This window comes from Eubacterium sp. AF17-7 (genome assembly GCF_003461285.1).
Lineage (GTDB): Bacteria > Bacillota > Clostridia > Lachnospirales > Lachnospiraceae > Eubacterium_U > Eubacterium_U album.
The window spans coordinates 23,773-31,769 of the sequence record NZ_QTWU01000022.1 but is presented as its reverse complement, the minus strand read 5'-3'; the positions used below and the strand labels follow the sequence as shown (position 1 = coordinate 31,769).

1 protein-coding gene is annotated in these 7,997 nt (G+C 31.6%); it reads right to left on the bottom strand.

Annotated features, from left to right (window positions below):
* Positions 1 to 7,967, bottom strand: a 7,967-nt coding sequence (locus DWW96_RS13245; protein WP_199522700.1) for a PKD domain-containing protein, incomplete at its 3' end; no start/stop codon positions are given.
* Between the last annotated feature and the right edge of the window lie 30 nt (positions 7,968 to 7,997).

Here is a 7,997-nt window from a genome sequence, read left to right as displayed (position 1 = left end):
GTTGTTTCATCATAAACATATCCGGTATAACTTTTTGAAATGTTTATTCCGTTAAGTTTACTACTTACCGTCTCCGTCTCCGGCTTTCCCCATGAATCATACTCTGTTTTCTCTGCCACCTCTGCATTTTCATCCAGTGCCCATCTTGTGCTTCCGAGTCTGTCCGTGTACAGACTGTAAATCTGTGTTTTGGCATTGTCGCCTTTTGCCGCTACATCTGCATGTATCCTCTCCCTGTTTCCTGCATATGTGTACCTTATAATTGTACCATCTGATTCCTTTTCTTCAAGCAGTACGGGATATTTTTCTGTGTAGTCCCACACATACTCTTTTTCCTTTTTCTTCTTTTTGATTAGTCCTGTTGTAATTGTTTCTCTTGTTCTGTTTCCAAGGCCGTCATATGTGTATGCCGTCTTTTCCGAAATTCCTTTTTTTATTTCACTTACGGTTCCATCCATAAGCGAACTAATCTCATAAGTTTTTATTTCTTTTTCAGGATTTACCGTTCTTTTCGCCGTTCCGTTTTCGCTGTATTTGTTTGAACGTTTTATGCTAAATACTGAGCTTCCCTTTTTTGTAATCTGCTGATTTAAATTATTGTAAGTGTATGTTGTGGACTTCTTTCCATTTGTTTCCTTAATAAGGTTTCCAACATCATCATATGTGTATGTAACTTTTTTGTCTCCTCCCTCTGCTACAAGCCTGTTCAGGTTGTCATATTCATATGTTGATGTTTTCTTTTTACCGGTTATGATTCCGCTTTCATAATGTTTTGTTACATTTCCGTTTAAATCATATTCATATGATTCTATTAATTTAGAATCTTCATCTTCTTTTTGACTTACCGTAAGCACATTTCCATATATGTCATATGTGCTTTCCTGTGTCTCTTTTCCTTCTGTTTTTGTTATTCTGTTATTATCACTATCATATGTGTATGTGGTCTTTTTATCGCCGTCTGTAACTTCCGTTACATTTTTATTTCCATCATATGCGTAGCTTACATTTTTGCCGTCAGTATATGTAATTCCTGTTTTGTTTCCTTCATTATCATAACTGTACTTTACTGTTTCCCCATTTTCGTAGTTTGTTTCTATTATTCTGTCAAGTTCATCCCTTACATATGATATTGTTCCACTATCCGTTGACATTGCTGTCTGATAGTCGTTTTTATTATATTCATATGTTGTGGTCTTTCCGTTTACTGTTTTTTTAGTACAGTTATTAACGGCATCATAACTGTATGATGTTACGACTTTTCCACTGTTATTTTTTACCGTTATGAGATTTCCATTCGGGTCATATTCATATTTTTCAGTTTTACCCAGTGCATTTGTTTTACATATAAGGTTATTGTTTCCATCATATGAATATGTTGTTACTTCATCCGCCTTACTATTTTCCTTTTCTCTGTGAAGCGTCTTTTTTGTAAGATTTCCAACTCCATCATATTCATATTCCGTACTTATTCCGTTGGCGTCAACTGTTTTTACCATTCTGTTGTCTTTGTCATAAATATACGTCGTAGTATTGCCTTTTTTGTCTGTATATGATGTTTTATTTCCGTGTACATCATATTCAAATTTTTCCATACTATTATCAGAATATGTTATTGATGTAAGTCTTCCTTCTTTGTCATATGTATACTTTTCACTGCTTCTTTCTTTTATTTTTTCTGTGCAGTTTCCTTCTTTGTCATACTTATATGTTGTGACATTTCCATTTCCATCTGTCTCTGTTTGCAGATTTCCACTTTCGTCATATGAGTACTGTGTTATGACATTATTTGCCGAAACTTTCTTTGTCATACGATTCATCGAATCATATTCCATTGTAACAGTATTATTTCGACCATCTGTTATTTTTACAATGTTTCCATTGCCATCATATTCATATGCTTGTTTTACACCCTGAGGATTTTTGTATTCTGTTACGTTACCATTTGCATCATAACTCCATACAGACACATTTCCATTTGCATCTGTTTTCTTTACAGGATTGTTATTTTCATCATATTCATATAATGTAATATTTCCTTTGGCATCTTTCTCGCTTATTACATTTCCATTTGCGTCATAACTGTATTCTGTTATTTCTCCTTCAGGATTTGTAATCTTAATCAGACGATTATTTAGGTCGTATGTATAATTTGTAATCTTATTATTTTCATCTGTTTTTTCTATGATGTTTCCAACACCGTCATATCTATATGATGTAATGTATCCTTCACCTGATATTGTTTCCACAATTCTTCCAAGCTTATCATATACATATTTCTTTGTTCCTATTGCATCTGTTTCTTCTGACAAAAGATTATTTTCATTATATTTCTTTGTTATGACTAAATCCTGTTTTTCGTTAACTTCAATCTGATTTCCATTTTCGTCATATTTATAAGTTGTTATGTTTCCTTCTTTATCAACATATTTACTTATTTTATTTTCTGCGTTGTATTCATACTGTTCAACGTTACCTTTTTCGTCTGTTATTTGTATAATATTACTATTTTTATCATACTTATAACTTATGGCTGTTCCATCAGGGTTTATAATTTGTGTTATGTTCCCGATAGCGTCGTATGTATATTGTGTCTTTTCTTTCTGAGCATCTGTTATTAAAATAACCTGTCCATATCTATCGTATTCATATTCTGTCTTTCTGTTTTCAGGCTCTGTAATCCTTATTAAGTTGCCATCCTTATCATAATTATATGTTGTATTACCATATAATGTTTTCTTTTCAATAAGTCTGTTTTCCTTGTCATAAACATATTCTGTCGTATTTCCATTTTTATCTGTTTCTTTAATAAGGTTTAAGTTACCGTCATATTCATATCTGACACTATTTCCCAATGGGTCCGTCTGCTTTGTAACCATTCCAAGAGCATTATAAGTGTATGTTGTTTTTCCTCCATTTTCGTCTGTCTCTTCAATTACCTGTCCCTTAGAATCATACTTATATTGTTTGTTTTTCTTATATGGGTCTTTGGTTTCTACCAGATTTCCTTTGGAATCATATTTATAATTCCATGAATTTCCGGATGCATCTGTTTTTGATATTACATTTCCATATTTATCATATGTATATGTCGTCTCATATCCCAAACCGTCAGTTATCTTCGTAAGATTTCCTGCTATATCATAAGTATATTTACTCTTTACGCCTAAAGCATTTGTTTTTTCTGTCTTCTTTCCCTGCTTATTATAGGTATTTAATGTTTTGTTTCCATTTTTGTCTGTCTGTGAAATAGTATATCCATTTTTATCTACTTCATATGTTGTTTCATTACCTAATGCATCTGTTTCTTTTAAAAGCTTTCCTGCTAAAGAATAAGTAAACTTTGTTTTTTCTCCATTTCCGTTAGTTTCCTCAGTTTTTCTTCCAAGTTTGTCATACTTATACTTTATTGTATTTTTGCTTCCATCACTTACTGCTGCCCTTTGAAATGAGTCTGTGTATGAATAGCTTATTACATTTCCCTGTCCACTTTTTTCTCTTATTACATTTCCAAATGAATCGTATGTATAAGTTACACTATTCCCTAATCCATCAGTTTCCTTTATAAGATTTCCTCTGGTATTATATTCATAATTTGTTACTGAATCTATTGCATTTCTGTAAGTTATTACTTTACCTTTGGAATTATACTTATATGATTCTGATGTATTATCAGGATATACAATATTAGTAACATTTCCATAAATATCATATGAATATGTTGTTGTTCCATAACTATCTGTTTTTTCAACTAATTGTCCAAAAGCATTATAATCATATGTTGTTGTATCCTGTTCTACATCTTCTATTATGTAAAAATCCTCATTATACTTTATTGTGTGAACATTTCCACTCTCACTTTTACAACTGTTTTCTCTTTTTTCATCGTCATATGTAAATGTATATTCTCCGGAATCAGCAACCTTTTGTTTTATAACTCTTCCTATGCTGTCATATTCATTTTTTACATATTCGTTTCCTTCATAATCAGTCATTAATGTTAAGTTGTTATTCTCATTGTATTCATATGAGCAACTATCACCATCTGCATTCGTTACCTTCACAAGATTTCCTGATTTGTATTCGTATTTAACTTCTATTCCATTTATAGATGCATTAACAATATAATTTCCTTCCCAACTGTATTTTAAAATTCCCGCATTACTTTTTATCTGAGTCAATTTATTGTTATCATAACTGAAATTAGTAACCCATCCATCTTCTTCGGTAATTTTTATTAATTTTCCTTCTTTGTCAAACTGATATTCTTTTCCTTTTTCTTTATAAAAATATATATCTTCATTTTTTATAAGTTCCTTCTGATTATCTGTCTGGCATGTATACTCACCTGTTCCATCATCTTTAAATATAATTTGTCCGCCTGTAGGTATATAAATAATTACGCAGTTATCTTCATATACTGCCCTGTAATCATATTCGTTACTCCAGCCATTTCCAAAACCTGTATTTGTATTAAAATTTCCTGAGTTATAATATCTTTTTACCGGAATGCTATACTTTGCAACACTCTCTAAATCAGTGTATGTGTAATTAAACTCTCCTGTAAGCAAATCTACAGGATCTCCATCATTTGCATTAACACCATTTGTTTTATCAACATATCCTTTTAATTGAATTGGATTTAGTTTCACATGCACTTCATATGGTATTGATGCATTACTTCCCGGCAAAGTTTTCATAATCATGCTTATAAGTTCGTAATATGCTTCATCTCCATTTTTGTCCTTAAACTGTATCTGAGTTGTATATTTTATTGTAATTTTTTCACCCGGTGCTAACTCATCTACCTTCTTATAGGTATTTTTTGCACAATCGACAAACACTCTCCCATCATTTGAATACTGCTTTTCGCTGTCAAAATATAACTGCATTCCGTTAATTGTTTTGTTAGATGTATTTGTATATGTATATGTTATTGTGTACAAATCTCCTGTATATGTATATTTATTTACATACACATCAAGCTTTAATGAGCTTCCTGCTATTACCCACAAACTTTCCCTACAGGCATAATCATATCTAAATTGATATGGTTCTACTTCTCCTTTATCATCTTTCATTTCACCTTCAACTGTTACACTTATTTTGTATTCTCCGTCTTTGTCCCCTCGTACATACCAGTTTACAGCTTTGTTTTCTCCACTTTCAATTTTTCCAATCTCTTTCTTTTCGCTATTATCTTCACCTGCAGCCATTGCTGCTAATGAAAGTCCTTCCGGTAAATTAATTTTCGCATTGCAATTATCTACATATTCACATTTAGAATTATTAACAACCAGTACCTGAACGTCAAACATATCCTTCAACCACTTAGTCGTTCCATCTACAACTAAATAATATACTGTACCATTTCCGTCTGCCTTTATTGGTTCTATATAAAAATTGTCTTCTCTTGATGAAGCAGCTTCACCTCCACCTTTATTTTCATTTTTAACAATATCTCCTTTTTCATTTACATAGAAATTAACAGGAAAAGTCATTTTGTTAAATACCAATTTAGTTGAATATTTAAATATTTTTTTGTTTTCATCACTGTCTGTATCAATTCCTGCTTCTACTATTTCACTATACGACATTTCTTTATAGCTTACATCTGCCTGTATTGTGTCTTTAGAACTTAAATACAGATTTATTTTCTTTGATGTTTCACCCATATTAAGGCTTGTCGCCCTGCTATAATATCCGTTTGCATAAGCAACAATTGAATAACTCTCATTTCCTTTTAAATAGTAATTATACTTTCCATTATTAGCTGTTTTTCCTGAACTGATTATTTCGTTTTTACTATTTACAATATAAACCTCAGCATTACCTATAGGTGCTTCTGTATTTGTATCCGTAACAGTTAATCCTAACTGATACATTCCTTCTGCCGTTCCATCCGCTGTTATTTTTAATTTTTTTGTATTAGTCTGTCCTTTTGTATCGGTTACTGTCAACAATACTATGTAATCACCTGACTGAAGATATTCATGCTTTACTGTTTTCCCCGTTTTTTGTGTTCCATCTCCAAAATCCCATGAATATTTTACAATTCCCCTATCATCCATAGACTTTTCTGCACTAAATGTATACTTTTGTGCTATATGAATCTTTTTATGTTCAAATGTAATTACTGCGGTAGGTGCTTCATCTTTATAATTAACAGAAAATTCTATCTGCTCTACGTTTTCTTCTCCCACTTCAAAATTTACTGTTTTTGAGTTATCCTGCTCATATTTGTCTGGAACTGTTTTCTGTTTTAATTTATATTTTCCTGCAACAAGATTGTCTATAACGATTTTTCCGTTTTCGTCACTTGCTTCTGTAGTTCCTAAATATTTATTACTATCATCATCTTTATATAGGGCAAGTTCCATTCCCTGTATGTTTTCTCCCTTTTCGTCTTTACATACTACTTCCTTTTTATATACTTTTGTTGCTATTCCTATTTCATTATTTATAGCTACCAACTTAGAATCAGCAACTAAGTTACTTGTGTTTTCCAGTTTTATTCCCTCATCGGAAACAAGCTTATATGCCAGACTTTCGCCCAATACATTTGTAAATTCAGCTACTTTTCTAAATTCATTTTCATTTTTTTCATCTGTTGTTATGTTTAACGCACTTTGTTTATCCATGTGATAAAGTAATTCTTTATCAATAGTTATATATTTATCCTTAATTAAATGTATATTTCCATTTATCTGAACATTTTCCTTTAATTCCAATGTACCATTTTGTAAAATGGCATTTCCCATATTTATTTTACCATTTTTATCATTTGCAACATTTCCACTAATTTCGACATCATCCATAACAACATTTCCATCATTATAGATTGCCCCACCTCTATTGGATGTATTATTTTTTATTTCACATTGCTCAATATTTACGTTAGAATTTCCCTGTACATAAATTCCTCCGCCTCTGTTTGCCTTATTGTTTTCTATTATATTTTTATTTGTTTCTATTTTTCCAAATTCAGTATTATATGTTCCGGGCTTTAAGAAACTGACATTGTTTCCGGCAATATATACATTTCCATTATTTACCGAGTTATTATTTACATTTAATCCTGCTATAATTGTTTTTCCTTTACCCGTAATAGTAATCGCACCACTTACGTTTTTACTTACATTTTTGACTTCCGTGTTATAAATTGAACAGTTACCTGAATTATTTAAATAAATAGCATTTCCATTCCAATTTGCATAATTTCCGTCAAACAGACAGTCTTTCATATAGACTATGCCTCCACCAACTAAACCACAGGCAACAGCTCCACCGTACCATTTACAGCCATTGTTTATGAAAGTTGTTCCTTCTATGTATGCCGTTCCTGATGCATACAGTCCTCCTCCATAATAACTTCCCCAGTTGTTTCTTACTACTCCGCCTTTTACATGTGATGCTCCCTCAATGCTTATAGCACCTCCATATCCTCCCCATGTTATGTTGCTGTTTTCTGAAATTTCGGATGCATTATCCATGTTTAGCTTTGCCGAATTAAGAATTATTGTCGAGCTGTTTGAACTAAAATTTTTAATTGTTGCATTATTGAGGTTTATTTCCCCTCTTACATAAAAAGGTGTTTTACCATATTCAGCTTTTATATCTGTTCCGTCAATATCTATATTTTTTAAGTTTAACACTCCACCTTTTTTTATATCTATAAATCTAGATGTTTCCTTAACATTTATTGTTACATGTTCCTGTCCTTCAATTGTTAATTTTTGATTTTCATTTATCTGTATAAATTCATTTGCTTCAATGTCCTGTAATATAGTTACTACACCGTCACCATCATTTGTACTTAAAGCCTCATTTACAGCTTCTTTTAAAGTATCAAAATACTTATCATTGCACCTGATTACTCCTGTATCTGCGAATGCCTCTTTACTTATTCCTCCCGCAACAATTGTCATTACCAGCATTATTGCAATTAATTTTTGTGTTATTTTTTTCATATCCTTCTCCTTGTGTTTAATCTCAAAATG